This window comes from Cetobacterium sp. (assembly GCF_051658645.1).
GTDB lineage: Bacteria > Fusobacteriota > Fusobacteriia > Fusobacteriales > Fusobacteriaceae > Cetobacterium_A.
In genome coordinates, this window is record NZ_JBOFMZ010000032.1 from 1 (window position 1) to 1,092 (window position 1,092).

Here is a 1,092-nt window from a genome sequence, read left to right on the forward strand (position 1 = left end):
ACAGTGACTTACAATGGTCAGTATCAGATGTCAGAGCATACAAAAAGATCTATGAATGACATGAATTCAGACGAAAAAACAGGTTATACTCAAACCTTAGGAGTATCACAACCATTATTTAGAGGTGGAGCAATAACAGGTGGAATTATAGGTGCTAAAGCTTCAAAAAATATAGCTAATATATATGTTTTAGCAGAAAAAAGAGATGTAAGATTAGATATAATCTCTCTTTATTCTAGCATCATAAACTATGAAAGAGATATAACAGTTTTAAACTCATCAATGAAAGAGTTGAAAGCTAGACAGATGAAACAAAATGAACAGTTGAATTTAAGATTGATAACAAAAGCAGATTTATTAAAAACAGAATACTCTATTTTAGAGTTAGAATCTCAAATTACAGGAACAAAAACAAACTTAGAAATTGCTAAAAAAGATTTAAAATTAAAATTGATGATACCAAAAGATGAAGAAGTAACTTTAAAAAGTTTCTTAGTACCAGAAAATTTAACATTAGGAATAGATTTTGAGAATGATTTAGAAAGTGCTTTAAACAACAGTTTATCAGCAAAATTAGCAATGAATAAAGTTGATTATGCATCAGCGGAAAAAATTGTTGCAAGATCAAGTTTATTACCACAGGTTGATGCATTTGGAAATTATGGAACAGCAAAAGAAAATCATAAGTTTGATAATAGTTTCGAAAATGCAGAATGGCGTGGAGGATTAAGTGTAAAGTGGGAAGTATTTTCATTCGGAAGCACAACGGATGAATATAATATAGCTAAAAATAATGAAAATATAGAAAATTTAAACAAAGAATTAACATCTGATAGTATAAAATTATCAATAACAAAAAATTATAGAGAATTAATTCGATTAGAGCAATTAAAAACATCTAGAAATAAATCTCTAGAAGCCTCAACAGAGAATTTTAACATAGATACAGAAAGATACAATGCTGGATTAATTTCAACTGTAGATTACCTATTATCAGAAAGCCAATATAGAGAAGCAGCAGTAGCTTATAACTCAGCAATATTAAATTATTATGTAGCGTTTGAAAAATATAGATCATCACTTATTTAATAT

At 27.7% G+C, this 1,092-nt stretch carries 1 protein-coding gene; it reads left to right on the forward strand.

What is annotated here, in order from left to right; translation table 11 throughout:
- On the forward strand, window positions 1-1,089 hold a 1,089-nt coding region (locus ACRCZX_RS02610; protein WP_438581386.1), incomplete at its 5' end, for a TolC family protein.
- Window positions 1,090-1,092 lie beyond the last annotated feature (3 nt).